We start from the raw sequence: 16,032 nt of genomic DNA, 5'->3' as shown, positions 1-16,032 counted from the left end.
CAAACAATTTGGCACTGGCTTATCAAGCACCCTGTTGAGTTCTCAAAGAACAACCACACACCATCCGGAACCCCGCATCAGCAGGACCCCGTCCGGGGCAACCTCTCTAACTTACTCGGTGCGATCCTCGCTGTCAACCTCGTGTTTGAGGTGATCAACTTGGTTCGAGCCGATCCACGCTCACGCACGCCGTGACCGGCGGTCGTTACTGTCGTGGTTTCCGGCGGACCGGCCGATCGCCGCTCTCGCGGCCACCCGCCCGGCTCCCTGCCGGCTTTCGAACTCTACCCGGTCGGCTTCGCGATCGCAACCCCGTGTCTCGGGGTGTTCCGCACCGCCCGATCTCTCAGTCTGGCTCGGCGTCGCCGCCACCAGCCTGGCGCCCGTTCTCGGCCGGTTTGTCCGGCCTCCCGCGTGCAGAGAGAAAGTTACGCGGACCGTCCTGAGAAGGCAAATCAATGATCGTCTCTGCCCGAGCCGGCGGCGCACCACGACGGCGCCGGGCGGCGGAAAGCCGCGATCGGACGGGGCCGCCGGGGGCTCATCCGTGCCAGAGTGTCTGGCATGGATGACGTGTCCCGGCTCCCGGCGACGACGCTCGCCGAGGAGGCCCTGCTCGGGCTCCTCCTGCCGTTCTGGCAGCTGGTCATCGGCGCCTTCGTGCTCGCCGTCGTCCTGCTGTCGATGGGACGCCTCGTCCGGCGCGGTCCCTCCCGGATGACCACCGCCCTGCTCGTCACCGCGGCGGCGATCGCCGGCCTCACCGTCGTCGGCGTGCTGCTGGAGAGCTGAGCGGGGTCAGAGCCGCCGGTTGGCGAGGCTGGGCACCTCGACGCGGATCGTCCGCAGGCGGTCGAGGTCCAGGTCGGTCGCGGCGAGCCCTGGGCCGTCGGCCACCTGGCTGAGCACCGTCCCCCACGGGTCCACGACCATGCTGCGCCCGAAGCAGGTGCGCCCCGGCTCGTGGTCGCCCGTCTGGCCGGCGGCCGCGACGTAGCACTGGTTCTCGATCGCCCGGGCCCGGAGCAGCACCTCCCAGTGGTCGCGCCCGGTGTGCATCATGAACGCGGCCGGCACGACCAGCAGCTCGGCCCCGCCTTCGGTGGCCAGTTGCCGGTAGAGCTCCGGGAACCGGAGGTCGTAGCAGATCGACAGGCCGACCCGGAGACCCTCGACGTCGACCACCACCGGCTTTTCACCCGCCGCCACCGTGGCCGACTCCTGGTAGGAGACCCGGCCGGGAATCTCGACGTCGTACAGGTGGATCTTGCGGTAGCTGGCGGCGAGCGCGCCGTCCCGGTCGAAGACCAGCGAGGTGTTCCAGGTGTGCTCGGGGTCCGGACCGGCCTCGTGGAACGAGCCGGCGATCACCCAGATGCCGAGCCGGCGGGCGGCGTCCGCGAAGAAGCGGCCGACCACGCCGTCGACCGGTTCGGCCGGGGGCATGCCGGCGGCGAGGCCGAGGTAGTCCACGTACTCCGGGAGGACGGCGAGGTCCGCGCCGGCCGCCGCCGCCCGGGCCAGCAGGGCCTCGGCGGCGGCGAGATTCGCGGTCCGGTCGTCACGGGAGTTGAGCTGACACACGGCGACACGCATGACGCTCAGCGTACGGGCGGCGGGCGGGCCGCGACAGGGCTCAGACGCTCGCCAGGACGAGCGCGCCGGCGGCGAAGCCGAGCCCGGCCAGTTGCACCGGGCGGAGCCGTTCCCGGTCGACCGCGAGCGCGAGCAGCACGGTGCTCGCCGGGTAGAGCGCGGCGATGGCGGCCACCACGCTGAGGTGCCCCCGGCCGGCGGCGGCCAGGAAGAGCGCGTTGGCCGCCGAGTCCAGCAGGCCGGCCGCCGCGGCCCAGCGGAGCACGCGCGGTCCCAGCCGCAGGCGTACGCCCGTGCGCACGGCGAGCGCGAGACCGAAGGCGATGGAACTGACGCGTACCGCGGCCACCGGCCACATGCCGGCGCCCTCGTCGGCCTGGCCGAGCAGCGCGAAGAAGATCCCGAAGAGCAGCCCGGCGCCGAGCGCCATGCCGATGAGGCGGCCGGACACCCGCCCCGTGGTGCCGCCCTCCCCCAGGCTCACCAGCGCGATGGCCACCACGGCGAGCCCCGCGCCGGCGAGCGCGAGGGTGCCCGGCGAGTGGGCCGTGACCAGCCCGGCGACGATCGGCACGACCGCGGCGGTGATCGCGGTGACCGGTGCGACGACGGCCATCATGCCGCCGGCCAGGGCCTTGTAGAGCAGCATCACGCCGGCCGCCCCGGCCACCCCGGCGACCAGCCCCCAGGCCAGGTCGAGAGGACCGGGCGTGCCGGGCACGATCAGCACGAGGGCGAGCAGCAGCGGGACGCTGAGCAGTTGCGACACCACGGTCACGGCGATCGGGTCGGCGTGCCGGGACGCCTTGCCGCCGGAGAAGTCGGCCGTGCCGAACGCGACCGCGGACACCGCCGCGAGCACAATGGGGAACATCAGGCAGTCGTACCACAATATTGACCGCGAAGGACAGTGTGATGACCGACGCCGGAGGGCGGGTGGGCGCGGTGACCTCCGCGGTCGCCCGACAGGTACGCGAGCTGCGGGCCGCCCGCGGCTGGTCCTTCGAGGAACTGGCCGGCCGCTCCGGGGTGAGCAAGGGCATGCTCGTGCAGATCGAGGGGGCGCGGACCAACCCGAGCGTCGGCACGCTCTGCCGGGTCGCCGACGCGTTCGGTGTCAACATCGCCCGGCTGCTCGAACCGGCCGAGGAGAGCACCGTACGGGTCTCCCGGGCCGGCGACGCTCCAGTGCTGTGGCGGGGCGGGCACGGCGGCACCGCGCGGCTGCTCAGCGGTCTCGGCGAACCGGACCTGGTGGAGCTGTGGGAGTGGCGGATGGAGCCCGGCGAGGCGCACCACTCCGCCGACCATCCGCGCGGCACCCGGGAGGTGCTGCACGTGCTGGCCGGGGCCGTCACGGTCACCGTCGAGGGTGTCGACCACGACGTACGCGCCGGCGAGACCGTGGAGTTCCACGCCGACCGGGAGCACGGCTACCGCACGGCGGGCGACGAGCCGGCACGGCTCGTCATGGTGGTGGTCACCCCGTCGGGCGAGTGGGACCGGCGGACCCGGTCACGCGGACCGCGCCCGAGCTGACCCGGGCGCGGTCGCGGCGGGCGATCAGGCCGACTTCTCCTCGCGGTCCCGGCGGGCACGCCGGCCGGTGAACTCGCGGGGAACGATGGTCGGGTTGACGTTCTCCAGGACGACCTCGCGGGTGATCAGCACCCGGGCGGCGTCGGGGTTGCTCGGCACCTCGTACATCACGGAGAGCAGGACCTCTTCCATGATCGCCCGCAGGCCGCGGGCGCCGGTGCCGCGGAGCATCGCCTGGTCGGCGATGGCCTCCAGCGCGGGCTGCTCGAACTCCAGCTCGACGCCGTCCAGCTCGAAGAGGCGCTGGTACTGCCGGACCAGGGCGTTGCGCGGCTCGGTGAGGATGCGGACCAGCGCGGAGCGGTCGAGGCTGCGCACGTTGGTGATCACCGGGAGCCGGCCGATGAACTCGGGGATCAGCCCGAACTTGAGCATGTCCTCCGGCATGACCTGGCTGAAGATGTCGTCGGTCGACCGCTCGGAGACCGACCGGAGCCGGGCGCCGAAGCCGGTGCCGCCGGAGCCGGTGCGGGCCTCGATGATCTGGTCGAGGCCGGCGAAGGCGCCACCGCAGATGAACAGCACGTTGGTGGTGTCGATCTGGATGAACTCCTGGTGCGGGTGCTTGCGCCCGCCCTGCGGCGGCACGTTGGCCACCGTGCCCTCGAGCATCTTCAACAGCGCCTGCTGCACACCCTCGCCGGAGACGTCCCGGGTGATCGACGGGTTCTCCGACTTCCGGGCGATCTTGTCGACCTCGTCGATGTAGATGATCCCGGTCTCGGCGCGCTTGATGTCGTAGTCGGCGGCCTGGATGAGCTTGAGGAGGATGTTCTCCACGTCCTCGCCGACGTAGCCCGCCTCGGTGAGCGCCGTCGCGTCGGCGATCGCGAACGGGACGTTGAGCATCCGGGCCAGGGTCTGCGCCAGGTGGGTCTTGCCGCAGCCGGTCGGGCCGAGCAGCAGGATGTTGGACTTGGCCAGCTCGACGCCGTCGCTACCGGAACCCGGGGCGCCGGCGGCCTCCGCCTGGATCCGCTTGTAGTGGTTGTAGACCGCGACGGCGAGCGCTTTCTTGGCCTGCTCCTGACCGACGACGTAGTTGTCGAGGAACTGGCAGATCTCCATCGGCTTGGGAAGCTCTTCCCACTTCACCTCGCCGGACTCGGCCAGCTCCTCTTCGATGATCTCGTTGCAGAGATCGATGCACTCGTCGCAGATGTAGACCCCGGGGCCCGCAATCAGCTTCTTGACCTGCTTCTGCGACTTGCCACAGAAGGAGCACTTCAGTAGGTCGCCGCCGTCACCGATCCGTGCCACCTACGTTCTCCCTGCACTCGTCGGCCGGTGCGCCGGCCCCTGACCTGCGGGCGCCGCGCGCCCGTCCGTCCTGTCGTCCCACCTCGCCGGTCCGACCCTGCGAAGCGGCACAGACCCGACGTTACCCGCTGCCGGAGGTTTCTCCGACCCCCAAATCGGGTGTGTCAGAGGTCGGCCGGGAACAACGCCCCGACCGACCTCCGACCCCGCACTGCTCAGCTGGCGGCGTGAGATGCCAGCAGACCCTTCTTGCGGCTGGTCAGGATCGTGTCGACCAGCCCGTACTCCTTGGACTCCTCGGCCGTCATGATCTTGTCACGGTCGATGTCCTTGCGGACCTGCTCGATGGGACGGTTGCAGTGGCGGGACAGCATGTCCTCCAGCTGCGTCCGCATCCGCAGGATCTCCCGGGCCTGGATCTCGATGTCCGACCCCTGGCCGTAGCCGCCCTCGGTGGCCGGCTGGTGGATGATGATCCGGGAGTTGGGCAGCGCCATCCGCTTGCCCGGGGTGCCCGCCGCGAGCAGCACCGCCGCCGCGCTGGCCGCCTGGCCGAGGCAGACGGTCTGGATGTCCGGGCGGACGTACTGCATGGTGTCGTAGATCGCCGTCATGGCCGTGAACGAGCCACCCGGCGAGTTGATGTACATGATGATGTCGCGGTCCGGGTCGGTGCCCTCCAGCGTCAGCAGCTGGGCCATCACGTCGTTGGCCGACGCGTCGTCCACCTGGACGCCGAGGAAGATGATCCGGTCCTCGAAGAGCTTGTTGTACGGGTTGGACTCCTTCATCCCGTACGACGTGCGCTCGACGAACGACGGCAGGACGTAGCGGTTGTGCACGGCCGCGAACTGGGGCGGCAGGCTCAGGTCGGTCATCGTCAGCTCCTCAGCTCAGGGTCCCGGCGCCATCCGGAACCTGCGCGGCCCCGATGATCACCTTGTCGATGAAGCCGTAGTCCATGGCCTCCTGGGCGGTGAACCAGCGGTCCCGGTCCGAGTCCGCCTCGATCTGCGCCTGGCTCTGGCCGGTGTGGTGCGCGACCCGCTCCTGGAACATCCGCTTGGTGTAGAGCATCTGCTCGGCCTGGATCGCGATGTCCGACGCGGTGCCGCCGAGGCCACCCGAGGGCTGGTGCATCATGATCCGCGCGTGCGGCAGCGCGTAGCGCTTGCCCTTCGTGCCGGCGCAGAGCAGGAGCTGGCCCATCGACGCGGCCATGCCCATCGCCACGGTCGACACGTCGTTGTCGATGAACTGCATGGTGTCGTAGATCGCCATGCCGGAGTAGACCGAGCCACCCGGCGAGTTGATCCAGAGGTTGATGTCGCGGTCCGGGTCCTCCGCCGCGAGCAGCAGGAGCTGCGCGCAGATGCGGTTGGCGACCTGGTCGGTCACCTCGCTGCCCAGGAAGATGATCCGCTCCTTGAGCAACCGGTTGTAGACCGAGTCGTCGAGGTTGCCAATGGAGTCGCCACCGCGGGCCTCGATCGCCCGGAGCGACTTCTTGGGGATGTGCATGTCGGTCATGGCAGCCCTTCGCTCTCCGTACCGTCCTACCCGACACTAACCGCTCGGCCGGGGGGCGTACTCCCGGTCGGGGCACTGTTCGCTCTCAGCGCAGTCACCCGCAGGGCGTACCCGGAAAAGGGTTTCGGCCGCCGCCCGGCGCGGAGCGCGGGACGGCGGCCGACGCCCGACGATCAGTGCTGGTGGTCGTGCTCGGCCTCGTTCTGGGCCCGCAGCGCGTCGAGGGAGACCTCGTTGCCCGCCGCGTCCTTGATCTTGATCTTCTCCATCACCGAGGCGAGCGCCTTGCCCCGGCGGACGTCACCGAAGACGGCCGCGGCGGCGCCGGAGCGGACCAGCTGGTCGTAGTACTGCTGCGGGGCCATGCCGGCGCGCTGGGCGCGGTGGACGATCTCGTGACCGAACTCGTCGTCGGAGACCTGGACGTCCTCGGCGTCGGCCAGGGTGTCCAGCAGCAGCTGGATCTTGACGCCCTCGGTCGCGGCCTCGGTCAGCTCGGTGTCGATCTGCTCCTCGGTCTTCTCCTCCGCGGCGAGGTACTCCTCCAGGGAGGCGCCGATGCGCTCGAGCTGGTCGACCATCGCGGCCTTGCGGCTCTCGACCTCCTCCTTGACGACACCCTCCGGCGCCGGCACCTCGGCGGCGGCGACCATCTGCTCGAGGGCCTTGTCGCGAGCGGCGTAGATCTGCTCGACCTGCTTGCCCCGGGTCACCCGCTCACGCAGGTCGGCGCGCAGCTCCTCGATGGTGTCGAACTCGCTGGCCAGCTGGGCGAAGTCGTCGTTGAGCTCGGGCAGCTCCTTCTCCTTGACCGTGCGGACGGTCACCGCCACGTCGGCGTCGCGGCCGGCGAAGTCGCCGCCGACCAGCTGAGTGGAGAAGGTGGTGCTGTCACCGGCGGCCAGGCCGACGAGGGCCTCGTCCAGCCCCGGCAGGAGCTGCTTGCTGCCGACCTCGTGCGAGATGTTGCTCGCCTGACCGCCCGGCACGTCCTCGCCGTCGACGGTGGCGTTGAGGTCGATCTGGACGAAGTCGCCCTCCTGGGCGGCCCGCTCGACGGTCTTCAGCGTCGCGAACCGCTCGCGCAGGCTGTTGACCTGCTCGTCGATCTCGCTGTCGGCGATCTGGATCTCGTCGACGGTCACCTCGATGGTGGCCGGGTCCGGCAGGGTGATCTCCGGCCGGACGTCCACCTCGGCGGTGAAGTTGAGCGAGTCACCGTCGTTGAACTCGGTGATCTCCACCTCGGGACGGCCGAGCGTCTTCAGGTCGTGCTCGCGGACCGCGGCCATGATGTTCTGCGGGATGGCCTCCTGCACCGCCTCGTTGAGGACGGTGCCCCGGCCCACCCGCTGGTCGATGACGGCGGCGGGAACCTTGCCCCGGCGGAAGCCGGGAACCTGGACCTGCTGGCCGATCTCCCGGTACGCCTTCCTGAGGCTCGGCTCGAGCTCGACGAACGGCACCTCGATGGCGAGCCGCACGCGCGTCGGGCTCAGAGTCTCGACGGTGCTCTTCACAGGCGTACTCCTTGACGGATCTCAGTTGAGTCTGGGCGTGATTGCGCGCATCGAGTGTAGGCGAGCCGGCCTGCGGCATCGGCAGCGCCCGGGTACCGCGCGGAAAAAATCGGCGGTTCCCGGACGACCCGGTCGCGAACGACAGTCGGGGTGGCGGGATTTGAACCCACGGCCCCTCGCTCCCAAAGCGAGTGCGCTACCAAGCTGCGCCACACCCCGTGGCGACGAAGAGTGTATGCCGTCCGGGCCCGCCGGACGGGCACCGGGGCGGTCCCGGGGCGGCGCGCGGTACGGCGCTGCGCGTCCGGTTCCGGGATTCGGTAGGCTGTCGGGCGCGTCCCGCGAGAGCGGGGCGCACGCGGGCGTAGCTCAATGGCAGAGCTTCAGTCTTCCAAACTGACGGTGCGGGTTCGATTCCCGTCGCCCGCTCCAAGCAAGAAGGCCCAGGTAGACCGCATGATCACGGCACCTGAGCCTGTCCGCGTGCCATCCACCAGCGGCGACCGTCAGTAGCGCGCTCTGGGCGGGTGCCGGCTACCGGGTGACTATCCGACGTACCAGTCGAACAGCTCCCACCCGGGCGGTGTCGCCATGACAAGCAGCATGATCACGTTGGCAGCGCTGACGGTCCCCAGCAGGCGCCACTGGCGATGCTCGGCTCGGAAGTCGGCCGAGGCCAACAACGGTAACGCCACCAGCAGGCAGAGCAGCCCCGGAATGAAGCCCACGCCGACCGCGGCGACCGCTGGCCAGGACCAAGCCGGCGGGGCCTGCTCGGGGAAGTAGGCGGCATCAGTTACCAGGTAGGCGACCACGGCGTAGGTGTAGGCCAGAACAACCAGTACCTGTACCCACACGACTGCCCACATCGACCGGCCGACACCCGCCGGTCTCTCCACCGTCGTCTGCATCGCAGCAGAATAGGCCGCCGTGCCAGTAGCCGGTGCCCCGGACGATTCCCGTCGCCCGCGCCACACGTCACGGTGCGGCTCCGGCCTGCTTCTGCTCCACGGCGGTGCGCCGTCCGGGAATCAGCCGAAGCACGGACGGGACGCCCTGCGAGGGCCGGAGGTCAGGTGCACCGCTGGCCGCCAAGCGTTCGCCGGCCAGGATGCTGCGCGCGAGTCCACCCCGCACCGAGGGCCCCGCCATCGCACACTTCGCGATGTAGTGGATGCCAATGTTGATCAGCAGCAGGCCGAACACGTATGCCGACTCGTCCTTCATCCAGCCGCCCTGGAGTCCCGCCGCGATCACTCCGATCACCAGGCCGTAGAGCAGCATCGTCCACCACCACTGTTCGAAGCCTCGGGGGAACTGATGGTCAGGCGGCGGGACGGTGGAGAACCCGGCGGCGCGTCCGGCGGCGAACAACTTGCGCGCCGTCAGCAGGATGAGCAGGTTGTTGCAAGCCACCAGAACGGCACCGGCGGCACACGACCACGCCCAGAGGCGAGGTTGCCAGCTCACGGCGATCACGGTGGTGGGCAGCGCGACGACGGTCATCAACCGCATCGACACCTCGGCCGCCCTCGCCAGCCAACCGTCGAGGTGACGGGTCGTCAGCCGGGCAAGGATGGTCTGGTAGTACTTGGCCGCGACCATGGCTTGGGCGAAGGCGATGAGTTTGGCGGCCTCCGGCATGGCGGGCAACTTCGGGAAGTCCTTAATGAAGTCCGGCACCTGCGGAACCGCCACCCGGGCGAAGACGCCCCACCAGGCGAGCGTCGCGACCAGCGAGAAGAACAGCAGGTACGCCTCGTCGCCGCCCCGCTTGCGCACCTCCCGCCACTTGCGGAACTGGGAAGGCAGTTCCCGGGAGGAGGCCGCGAACCTCGCGTACGTGCGCCAAGCCCGGGACGGGTCGACGACCGGCTCGGCCTCGACCTGGGCGAACGCCGCTTCCAGCAGCAGCGAGACCCGGTCGTAGACCGTCCCGTCCGACCTGGGCGCCAGGAGCAGACGTCGGTGCGGGTCCTCCTCCAGGAGGTCGTCGAGCGCGCGTCCGAGCGCCGGGCTCATCTCGTAGATGGAGTCTGGAACGCGTCCGTCGCGGGGTGGGCTGCCCGAGAGGATCTCGGTCAAGATCACCCCGAGGGAGTAGACGTCCGAGGTGCCGGCCGCTCCCCGGTTCTTCACCTCCGGCGCGACATAGACGGAATCGTCGTGCTCGGCGATGCCGACCTGACGGCTGTAGAGGTGGTTCCGGCCCAGGTCGATCAACTTCGCCGGCCCGTCGGGCGCGAGGATGACGTTGCTCGGAGAAAGGTCGAGGTGCTGGCGGAACCGGCCGTGCTCCGGCGGTCGAGCGGCCTGATCATCCGGTTCCTCGGCGGAATCGGCCAGCAGCCGGAGCGCCACGACGAGCGCGCCTGCCACGCGCTTCGCCTCGGCGACGGCTTGGCCCGGCGGGACATCACGATGTTCCCAGAGCTTGTTGATCCGCTCCCGCAGCGTATCGCCGTCCTGCCTGGGCATGAGCACCCAGCGACTCGTGGAGGCGACGGGCTGGACCACCGAGGGGACCCTCCGCGCCGAGCCGTACGTGGCGGCATAGCTCTCCGTGGCCTTGGCGACCGCGGACATCTTGTTCCAGGGGAAGAGGACGCATTTCAGCACCCACTGGTCGCTGGCGCGCTGGTCGGAGTCGCGGTACCCGGCGGCCAGGATCGCGGATGTCGTTCCCGCCTTGTAGTAGCGGAACGTCGCCGGGTCCAGCCGCGCCCACTCCGATTCGGCGGCCGACTCACCGCCACCAGCACGACGAGGCGGAGCGTAGATGGCGTAAATCGCGTCGCGAATCTCCGGCCGCTTCAGGAGTTTTCGGCAGAACTCGTCCGACTCCTGTTGCGCGGTGAGGTCTGGCGGCTCGAATCTGCGGCGTAGAAGTTCCACGTTCAGCGCGATGAAGGAGATGATCCCGGCGAGAAAGGGGGCACCGTCGAATTCCATGGTGGAAATCCGAGAAGCCGCCAGGTCGGCGGCCTTGACAAAGTCCCTGGTGCTCTCGCTCTGAGCATCGTCGGTGTCCGAGGTGTCCGATCGCCCGGATACGCCATATTCGAAGAGATGGTCCAGGATGTTGTTCAACAGGCCGACGGCACCGCGCGTCATCTGGTGCCGGGGCAGGCGCGCCAGCCGCAGCAGGAGTGAACCCGGGATGTCCTGGCCACGGCGTTCGATGCAGGCGAGAATTTGTCGCTCCACCGACCCTTGACGATCAACCACAACAGCCCGTCCATCCCGAAGCGAAATCCACGGTCCGGATACAGCACAACACAGGGAGGCGGGTTTGAGAAAGCCAGAGCGCAGGACAACCAATGATTCACCGTCGCCAGTTCCGTTGGGCTGCGCTTCCCGGCCTGGATGAATCGCGTGCCCGCGATTCCGGCGAATCACGGGATAGTTCGGCCGCTCGGGGCCGACCGCCGGAGATCGCCGGGCGGCGGGTGCTGCGTACGATGCGGGGCCGGACATCCCCTCGTCGGGTGGAGGTAGCGACGGATGTCAGGCCAGCAGGACGGTTTCGCCCTCGGCGTGGACCTCGGCACCTCGAACACCGTGGCCGTGCTGCGCTGGCCCGACGGGCGTACCCGCCCGCTGCTGGTGGAGGGGGAGCCGATCCTGCCGTCCGGTGTGTACGCCGACACCGACGGGCGCCTGCACGTGGGGCGGGACGCGCTGCGACTGGCCCACGCCGACCCCGACCGCTACGAGCCGAACCCCAAGCGCCGCGTCGACGAGGCGGAGGTGGTCCTCGGCGACCGTCGGTACCGCCCGGCCGAGCTGCTCGGCGGGGTGCTGCGCGCGGTGGGCGAAGCCGCGGTGGGCGCGCTGGGGTTCCTGCCGCCCGCGGTGGTCACCTGCCCGGCCACCTGGGACGCCGACCGGCGGCAGGTGCTCGCCGAGGCGCTCGCCCTGGCCGGCTGGCCGTCGGCGGCCGAGCACACCCTCTCCGGTCCCACCCCGCCCGGTACCCGGCTGCTGCGCGAGCCGGTCGCGGCCGCCCGCTACTACACGGAGGTGCTGCGCCGGCCGGTCCCGGTGGGCGAGTCGGTGGCGGTCTTCGACTTCGGCGGCGGGACGCTGGACGTCGCCGTGGTCCGCAACGAGGGCGCGGACCCGTGGGGTGACTCCGGCTTCCGGGTGATCGCCTGCGGCGGCCTCGACGACCTGGGCGGGCTGGACCTGGACGCCGCCCTCCTCGCGCTGGTCGGCGAGCGGGTCGCCGCCACCCACCCGGCGGTGTGGGCGCGGCTGAGCGAGCCCACCGACACCACCGGGTGGCGGGAGCGCCTCCAGTTCGTCGAGCACGTCCGGGGCGCGAAGGAGATGCTGTCCCGCACCACGGTGGCGCCGGTAGCGGTGCCGGGGGTGCCGGCCGCCATGTCGCTGACCCGGGCGGAGCTGGAGGGGGTGGCCACCCCGCTGCTGCGGCGGGCGGTCGCCGAGACCCGGCGGGTGATCGCCGCGGCCGGGCTGACCCCGGAGCGGCTCGCCGGGCTGTTCCTGGTGGGTGGCTCGTCGCGGATCCCCCTGGTGGCGCGGCTGCTCCACGCCGAGCTGGGGATCGCGCCGACCGTGCTGGAGCAGCCCGAACTGCCGGTCGCCGAGGGCGCGCTGACCGACCTGCCGCTGCGGCGGAACCGGCCGGCCGCCCCGCCGCTGCCGCTGGCCCCGGTCGGCGCGGCCCCCGCCGGCCCGCCGTCGGCCGCGACCCCGGACGCAGCGACCCCGGGCGCCGCGACGCCGGACCCCGGCCCGGCCGGCACGCTGCCCGGTCTCGGCCGCGCCGGCACGCTGCCCGCCGGGATGCCCCCCGCCGCCGACCAGCGGACACCCGTCCTCCCGACCGCCGCGCCGGACGGCACCACCCTCGCCGCCGGACCGCAGCAGCAGGGCGCGGCGCCGGCCGGCCCGAACGGCACGTGGGTCGCCCCCGGACCGCAGGGCACACCGCTCGCCGCCGGACCGCACGGCACCGTCGTGGCCCCGCACTCACCGGCCCCGGGTACGCCGGCGTCCGCGCCCCTGCCGTCCGGTTCGCCGGTCGGCGGCGTGCCTCCGCAGGGTCCCGGCATCCCGCACCAGCCGGGCGCATGGCCGGGCTGGCCCGGCGTACCCGGGAACGGGGCGCCCGGGTCGCCGGCCGCGCCGACCGGCGGGGGCCGGCGCCGGCGGGCGCTGTGGATCTCGGTGGGCGCCGTGGTGGCCCTGGCCGGGGTGGCCACCGCGACCGTGCTCTACCTGACCCGGGACCGCCACCCGGAGCTGGACTTCGAGGCGTTCGGCAAGCCCGTCCGCGTCGCGGCGGGCGGGGAGCGGCCCGTGGAGATGTTCACGGCGGTCGCGGGCGACCGCGCCTACCTGGCCTATCCCCGCGAGGACGACCGGCTGGCGGTGGTGGCCGTCGAGGCGGGCACCGGCAAGGAGCTGTGGCGCAGGGAGAGCGCCACCACGGCCGACCGGTGGGCCGGCGTGGTGGCGCTGCCCGGCGCGGTGGCGCTGCTCGCGGACGCCGCGGGCAGCAGCAGCCCGCGCCAGCTCGAGGTGCTCGACGGTGGGAAAGGCGGTTCCCGCTGGCGGCACACCGTGCAGGGGGACGACGAGATGTTCGTCGGCAGGGACGTGGTCGTGGTCACCGACCACGAGCGGAAGCGGCTCGTCGGACTCAGGCTGAGCGACGGCGACGAGAAGTGGTCGCTGGCCGACCTGACCGACCAGTACGGCAGCACGCGCGACAGCGTGCACCCGGTGACCACCGACGAGGCGGTTTCCGGCCCCGGGTACGGCGACGGTTCGCCCCGCGACCCGGAGCAGGGCCCGGTCGATCAGCTCGTGCAGGTGAGCGCCGACATGTCGGTCCGGCTGATCGACCTCGGGTCGGGCGACGTGATCCGCGACTGGAAGGCCGTGGCCGAGCCGGACGATCTGGTGGCCGCCCACGAGGACCGGCTCTACGTGGCGGGCGACGACGGGCGGCTGCTCGCCTACGACCTGGGGAAGCAGGCGCAGCCGAGCGTGCTCTACCGGGCGGAGGACGCCAACCGGCGGGCCAAGGCGCTGGCGCCGTGCGGGGAGCACCGGGCCTGCCTGCTGGAGGTGACCGACTCCGACGACAAGACCGCCGTGGTGGTGGCCGCGCAGGAGGGCAAGGACGCCAAGCGGTGGCCGGCGCCCGGGATGACCCAGCTCGTGCCGGTCGGCGAGCGGGTGCTGGCCCGGCGGCTCTATCCCGAGCCGGCGGCGACCCTCTTCGCGCCGGACGGGACGAAGGTGTTCGACGACGAGGACGGGGTGGCCGTCCGGGTCGACGCCGGCAACCTGCTGGTCTTCGCCGACCCGCTGGACAGCGGGGTGGACGACCGCAGCGTGGCCGGGGTGGGCGCCGGGTCGGGCACGGTGACCCAGCTCGGCGAGCTGAAGGACGTGCGGGGCGACTCCTGCTCCTGGAACACCCAGATCATCGTGTGCGGCTCGGAGGAGGACTTCGTGCTCCACCGCTTCGTCAAGGAGTAGCCCCGAGGTCGCGGAAGACCGCCAGCGCCGCCGGGTCCTCGATGGTCGGCGGCACCGGCTCGTCCCGCCCCTCGACCAGCCCGCGCATGGTCCGGCGGAGGATCTTGCCGGAGCGGGTCTTGGGCAGCGCCGGCACCACGGTCACCCGGCGGAACGCGGCCACCGGCCCGATCCGTTGCCGGACCAGGGCGACCAGCTCACCGGCGAGCGCGTCCGGGTCCGCGTCGGCGCCGGCCTTGAGCACCACGTACCCGCTGGGCACCTGGCCCTTGAGCGCGTCGGCCACGCCGATCACCGCGCACTCGGCGACCGCCGGGTGCGTCGCCAGCACCTCCTCCATCGCCCCGGTCGAGAGGCGGTGCCCGGCGACGTTGATCACGTCGTCGGTGCGGCCCATCACGTAGAGGTAGCCGTCGTCGTCGAACCGGCCGCCGTCGCCGGTCAGGTAGTAGCCGGGGAAGGTGGCCAGGTAGGAGCGGACGAAGCGCTCGTCGTCGCCCCAGAGGGTGGGCAGGCAGCCCGGTGGCAGGGGCAGCCGGATCACGATCGAGCCGTCGGTGCCCGGCGGCACCTCCCGGCCGCCGCCGTCGACCACCCGGACGTCGTAGCCGGGAACGGGCACCGAGGGCGAGCCAGGCTTGATGGGGAGCGGTTCCAGGCCGCGCGGGTTGGCCGCCACCGGCCAGCCGGTCTCCGTCTGCCACCAGTTGTCCACCACGGGTACGCCGAGCCGCTCCCCCGCCCACGCCCAGGTGTCCGGGTCCAGCCGCTCGCCGGCCAGGAAGAGGGTACGCAGGCTGCTCAGGTCGTGGCCGGCCAGGAGCGCGCCGTCCGGGTCCTGCCGGCGGATGGCCCGGATCGCGGTGGGCGCCGTGAACAGGGCGGCCACCCGGTGCTGGGCGACCACCCGCCAGAACGCTCCGGCGTCCGGGGTGCCGACCGGCTTGCCCTCGTAGAGCACGGTGGTGGCGCCGGTGAGCAGCGGCGCGTACACGATGTAGGAGTGGCCGACCACCCAGCCCACGTCGGAGGCGGCCCAGAAGACGTCGCCCGGCTCGATGCCGTAGACGTTCCGCATCGACCAGCGCAGCGCCACGGCGTGCCCGCCGTTGTCCCGCACCACGCCCTTGGGCCGGCCGGTGGTGCCGGAGGTGTAGAGGATGTAGAGCGGGTCGGTCGCGGCGACCGGCACGCACTCCACCGGCTCGGCGTCGGCCATCACCTCGTCCCAGGTCAGGTCGCGGCCGGGAAGCAGCGGAGCGGGCTCCTGGGGGCGCTGCACGATCACGCAGTGCGCCGGGGCGTGGGTCGCCTCGTCCAGGGCGGCGGCGAGGATCGGGTGGTAGGGCACCACCCGGTCCACCTCGATGCCGCAGGAGGTGGCGACCACCACGGCTGGCCGCGCGTCGTCGATGCGGACGGCCAGCTCGTGGGCGGCGAAGCCGCCGAAGACCACCGAGTGCACCGCGCCGATCCGCGCGCAGGCCAGCATGGCGATCACCGCCTCCGGCACCATGGCCAGGTAGAGCAGCACCCGGTCGCCCCGGCCGACGCCCAGCCGGCGCAGCGCTCCGGCGAACCGGGCGGTCTCGGCGAGCAGTTCGGCGTAGCTGAGGGTGCGGACCGTGCCGGTGACCGGGCTGTCGTGGATCAGGGCGGGCTGGTCGCCCCGGCCGGCCGCCACGTGCCGGTCGAGCGCGTTGTGGCAGGTGTTCAGCACACCGTCGGGGAACCAGCGGTACAGCGGGGCGCCGCTGTCGTCGAGGATCCGCTCCGGCGCCCGGTGCCAGTCGAGGTCCGCCGCGGCCTCCCGCCAGAAGCCGGCCGGGTCGGCGATGCTCCGCTCGTACGCTGATCGATACGCGCCCATCCCGTCATGCTGGCCGCAGCCCCGGGCCGGCGCAACGGCTGACCGGGTCGGGTGCGCCGGAAGCACGCCCCGGCTCGGTGAACGGCCCGGCTCCGCCGGTGGCGGTCACCGTTTCCGCCCGGCCCGGCAGGGGTACGG

13 protein-coding genes and 2 tRNA genes are annotated in these 16,032 nt (G+C 71.8%); 5 read left to right on the top strand and 10 right to left on the bottom strand.

The window, feature by feature from the left end; all coding sequences use genetic code 11:
- Nucleotides 1-195 (top strand): hypothetical protein (locus FXF50_RS29585; protein WP_222866081.1); only part of this gene is annotated, 195 nt, incomplete at its 5' end.
- A gap of 369 nt (nt 196-564) precedes the next feature.
- Complete coding sequence (locus tag FXF50_RS21940) at nt 565-792, top strand: hypothetical protein (protein ID WP_187399763.1); 228 nt, start codon at nt 565-567, stop codon at nt 790-792.
- Nucleotides 793-798: 6 nt separating this feature from the next.
- Here FXF50_RS21940 and FXF50_RS21935 read toward each other — a convergent pair whose 3' ends face one another.
- Both FXF50_RS21935 and FXF50_RS21930 read right to left on the bottom strand, forming a co-directional pair.
- The gene (locus FXF50_RS21935) at nt 799-1,596 is read right to left on the bottom strand and encodes a carbon-nitrogen hydrolase family protein (RefSeq protein WP_148430759.1); all 798 of its coding nucleotides are present in this window, start codon (nt 1,594-1,596) and stop codon (nt 799-801) included.
- Between the two features lie 40 nt (nt 1,597-1,636).
- The gene (locus tag FXF50_RS21930; protein WP_148430757.1) at nt 1,637-2,470 is read right to left on the bottom strand and encodes an EamA family transporter; all 834 of its coding nucleotides are present in this window, start codon (nt 2,468-2,470) and stop codon (nt 1,637-1,639) included.
- A gap of 41 nt (nt 2,471-2,511) precedes the next feature.
- Between FXF50_RS21930 and FXF50_RS21925 the strand changes: the two genes are divergently transcribed.
- A complete protein-coding gene (locus tag FXF50_RS21925) occupies nt 2,512-3,135 on the top strand; it encodes a helix-turn-helix domain-containing protein (protein WP_148430755.1) in 624 nt (207 codons plus the stop codon).
- A 24-nt stretch (nt 3,136-3,159) separates the two neighbouring features.
- On the opposite strand, the gene clpX is transcribed toward FXF50_RS21925, so the two are convergent.
- From clpX to FXF50_RS21900, 5 genes are all read right to left on the bottom strand, one after another.
- On the bottom strand, nt 3,160-4,455 hold the full coding sequence (clpX, locus tag FXF50_RS21920) for an ATP-dependent Clp protease ATP-binding subunit ClpX (RefSeq protein WP_091319119.1): 1,296 nt from the start codon (nt 4,453-4,455) through the stop codon (nt 3,160-3,162).
- A 215-nt stretch (nt 4,456-4,670) separates the two neighbouring features.
- A complete protein-coding gene (locus tag FXF50_RS21915) occupies nt 4,671-5,333 on the bottom strand; it encodes an ATP-dependent Clp protease proteolytic subunit (RefSeq protein ID WP_091319117.1) in 663 nt (220 codons plus the stop codon).
- A gap of 10 nt (nt 5,334-5,343) precedes the next feature.
- Nucleotides 5,344-5,985, bottom strand: coding sequence for an ATP-dependent Clp protease proteolytic subunit (locus FXF50_RS21910; protein WP_088960728.1), 642 nt, complete (start codon nt 5,983-5,985; stop codon nt 5,344-5,346).
- Nucleotides 5,986-6,158: 173 nt separating this feature from the next.
- On the bottom strand, nt 6,159-7,505 hold the full coding sequence (tig, locus tag FXF50_RS21905; protein ID WP_148430753.1) for a trigger factor: 1,347 nt from the start codon (nt 7,503-7,505) through the stop codon (nt 6,159-6,161).
- A gap of 145 nt (nt 7,506-7,650) precedes the next feature.
- Nucleotides 7,651-7,724: transfer RNA gene (locus tag FXF50_RS21900), tRNA-Pro, on the bottom strand.
- A gap of 139 nt (nt 7,725-7,863) precedes the next feature.
- On the opposite strand from FXF50_RS21900, the gene FXF50_RS21895 reads away from it, so the two are divergent.
- A tRNA-Gly gene (locus FXF50_RS21895) sits at nt 7,864-7,937 on the top strand.
- Nucleotides 7,938-8,050: 113 nt separating this feature from the next.
- On the opposite strand, the gene FXF50_RS21890 is transcribed toward FXF50_RS21895, so the two are convergent.
- Complete coding sequence (locus FXF50_RS21890) at nt 8,051-8,416, bottom strand: hypothetical protein (RefSeq protein ID WP_148430751.1); 366 nt, start codon at nt 8,414-8,416, stop codon at nt 8,051-8,053.
- Nucleotides 8,417-8,483: 67 nt separating this feature from the next.
- The gene (locus FXF50_RS21885; RefSeq protein ID WP_187399762.1) at nt 8,484-10,712 is read right to left on the bottom strand and encodes a hypothetical protein; all 2,229 of its coding nucleotides are present in this window, start codon (nt 10,710-10,712) and stop codon (nt 8,484-8,486) included.
- A gap of 297 nt (nt 10,713-11,009) precedes the next feature.
- Here FXF50_RS21885 and FXF50_RS30145 point away from each other — a divergent pair, with 297 nt between their 5' ends.
- Nucleotides 11,010-14,024, top strand: coding sequence for an Hsp70 family protein (locus FXF50_RS30145; RefSeq protein WP_148430747.1), 3,015 nt, complete (start codon nt 11,010-11,012; stop codon nt 14,022-14,024).
- Here the strand turns inward: FXF50_RS30145 and FXF50_RS21875 are convergent.
- Nucleotides 14,014-15,894: a propionyl-CoA synthetase gene (locus FXF50_RS21875; protein WP_148430745.1), complete on the bottom strand. Its 1,881-nt coding sequence runs from the start codon at nt 15,892-15,894 to the stop codon at nt 14,014-14,016. The two genes, FXF50_RS30145 and FXF50_RS21875, sit on opposite strands and share 11 nt — an antisense overlap.
- Nucleotides 15,895-16,032 lie beyond the last annotated feature (138 nt).

The organism is Micromonospora sp. AP08 (assembly GCF_008085935.1).
Classification (GTDB): Bacteria; Actinomycetota; Actinomycetes; order Mycobacteriales; family Micromonosporaceae; genus Micromonospora; species Micromonospora chersina.
This window is presented reverse-complemented; position numbering and strand designations above follow the sequence as displayed.

Coding starts and splice junctions, on each gene's coding strand:
- FXF50_RS21940 (WP_187399763.1), top strand. CDS start 565: ATGGATGACGTGTCCCGGCTCCCGGCGACGACGCTCGCCGAGGAGGCC.
- FXF50_RS21935 (WP_148430759.1), bottom strand. CDS start 1,596: ATGCGTGTCGCCGTGTGTCAGCTCAACTCCCGTGACGACCGGACCGCG.
- FXF50_RS21930 (WP_148430757.1), bottom strand. CDS start 2,470: ATGTTCCCCATTGTGCTCGCGGCGGTGTCCGCGGTCGCGTTCGGCACG.
- FXF50_RS21925 (WP_148430755.1), top strand. CDS start 2,512: ATGACCGACGCCGGAGGGCGGGTGGGCGCGGTGACCTCCGCGGTCGCC.
- FXF50_RS21915 (WP_091319117.1), bottom strand. CDS start 5,333: ATGACCGACCTGAGCCTGCCGCCCCAGTTCGCGGCCGTGCACAACCGC.
- FXF50_RS21910 (WP_088960728.1), bottom strand. CDS start 5,985: ATGACCGACATGCACATCCCCAAGAAGTCGCTCCGGGCGATCGAGGCC.
- FXF50_RS21890 (WP_148430751.1), bottom strand. CDS start 8,416: ATGCAGACGACGGTGGAGAGACCGGCGGGTGTCGGCCGGTCGATGTGG.
- FXF50_RS30145 (WP_148430747.1), top strand. CDS start 11,010: ATGTCAGGCCAGCAGGACGGTTTCGCCCTCGGCGTGGACCTCGGCACC.
- FXF50_RS21875 (WP_148430745.1), bottom strand. CDS start 15,894: ATGGGCGCGTATCGATCAGCGTACGAGCGGAGCATCGCCGACCCGGCC.